Genomic DNA, 1,513 nt, shown 5'->3' with positions numbered 1-1,513 from the left:
CCCCTCCCGGCCTCGCCCCGAGGCTCACCCCCAACTGACCCGGCTCAGCCTCACCCCGAGGCTCACCCCGAACTGACCCGACCCGGGGGCGCTCAGCTCGCCGGGGCGATCCGGATGGCCACGGTGCCCTCCCGGCCCCGGCGGAGCCTGCTGCCGAGCATGAGCGCCCTGGCGGTCAGGCCGTACTTCTTCACGATCAGGCGGCGGACCCGCTCGGTCTCCCCGGCGGACAGCTCCCGCGCGCGGCCCTCGACCTGCTCGCCGCGCGTGTTCCCCCGCATGTCACAGGCCGCCACGACGACGCCGGGGTTGCCACGGATCCGCTTCACCTTGCCCGAGTCCGCCTGGGTCCAGACCACCAGGGCGTCCCCGTCGGCCGCCGCCCACACCGGTGTCGGGACCGCCGTCCCGTTCTTCCTGAACGTCGTCAGGCAGACGTACTGCTCGGCGCTCAGATCCTCGATCGTCGTCATGCCCGGCACATTACGCCGCCGCGTAGACCACCAACGACACCGCTACGTACTGGACCAGGTAGGCGGCGACGGTGAAGGCGTGGAAGACCTCGTGGAAGCCGAACCAGCGGGGCGAGGGGTCGGGACGGCGCAGGCCGTAGACGACTCCGCCCGCCGTGTAGAGCAGCCCGCCCACGAAGATCAGGGCCACCGCGATTGCTCCCGCGCCCTCCAGCAGCTGGGGCAGCACGAAGACGGCCGTCCAGCCGAGTGCGATGTAGAGGGCGGTGGACAGCCAGCGGGGGGCGCCGGTCCACAGCACCCGGAACAGCACCCCGGCGACCGCGCCGGCCCAGATCACGCCGAGCACCACCGCCCTGGCCGGCCCGTCCAGGGCCAGCATCGCGAACGGCGTGTAGGTCCCGGCGATGATCAGGTAGATGTTGGCGTGGTCGAGACGGCGCAGCACCTCCCCCAGGCGCGGCGAGAGCGTGCCTCGATGATAGGTGGCCGAGATGCCGAAGAGGAGGCCGGAGGTGATCGCATAGATCGCGGCGGCGAGCCGCGCCTGCAGCGTGGGCCCCAGTGCCACGAGGACGAATCCGGCGATGAGTGCGACGGGCAGGGCTCCGGCGTGCAGCCATCCCCGGAGTCGGGGCTTGATCGACTCCGGTAGCGTGAACCTCTCGTCAGCGGTCGTGGTCATGAACCTACGCTACCGTAACTTACGACAGCGTAGGTTGTGATCTGGCCTACAGAACCGGCCGGTCCACCGCCGGTCCGGGGGCGCCCTCAGAGCGCCCGCAGGAAGCGCGACGCGATGGGCACCGCCGCCTGGGCGCCGCTCCCGCCGTTCTTCACCAGGACGGCGAAGGCGACCTTGCCGCGGTACCCGATGAACCACGCGTGCTCCCGCCCCCCGCCCACTTCGGCGGTCCCCGTCTTGCCCGCCGTACCGGGGGGAAAACCGGCGGACGAGGCGGTGCCGGTCGTCACGACCGCCCGCATCATCGCGCGCAGGCCCGTGACGACGTCCGGCGGCAGGGCGGTCCCCCTCCCGC

At 72.0% G+C, this 1,513-nt stretch carries 3 protein-coding genes; all 3 read right to left on the bottom strand.

Features of this window, described 5'->3' with window-relative positions; translation table 11 throughout:
- Window positions 1–92: 92 nt before the first annotated feature.
- Window positions 93–473 carry a PPOX class F420-dependent oxidoreductase gene (locus tag CA984_RS44005; RefSeq protein WP_086579156.1) on the bottom strand — a complete coding sequence of 127 codons (381 nt, stop codon included), beginning with the start codon at window positions 471–473 and terminating at the stop codon, window positions 93–95.
- A gap of 10 nt (window positions 474–483) precedes the next feature.
- Window positions 484–1,158, bottom strand: coding sequence for a PAQR family membrane homeostasis protein TrhA (gene trhA, locus CA984_RS44000; protein ID WP_086579155.1), 675 nt, complete (start codon window positions 1,156–1,158; stop codon window positions 484–486).
- Between the two features lie 86 nt (window positions 1,159–1,244).
- The coding region (locus CA984_RS43995) for a penicillin-binding transpeptidase domain-containing protein (RefSeq protein WP_278249113.1) at window positions 1,245–1,513 on the bottom strand (269 nt) is incomplete at its 5' end.

It is taken from the genome of Streptosporangium minutum (genome assembly GCF_002149035.1).
Classification (GTDB): Bacteria; Actinomycetota; Actinomycetes; order Streptosporangiales; family Streptosporangiaceae; genus Streptosporangium; species Streptosporangium minutum.
The sequence above is the reverse complement of the archived record's forward strand: the minus strand, read 5'-3'. Positions and strand labels throughout refer to the sequence as shown.

Coding starts and splice junctions, on each gene's coding strand:
- trhA (WP_086579155.1), bottom strand. CDS start 1,158: ATGACCACGACCGCTGACGAGAGGTTCACGCTACCGGAGTCGATCAAG.
- CA984_RS44005 (WP_086579156.1), bottom strand. CDS start 473: ATGACGACGATCGAGGATCTGAGCGCCGAGCAGTACGTCTGCCTGACG.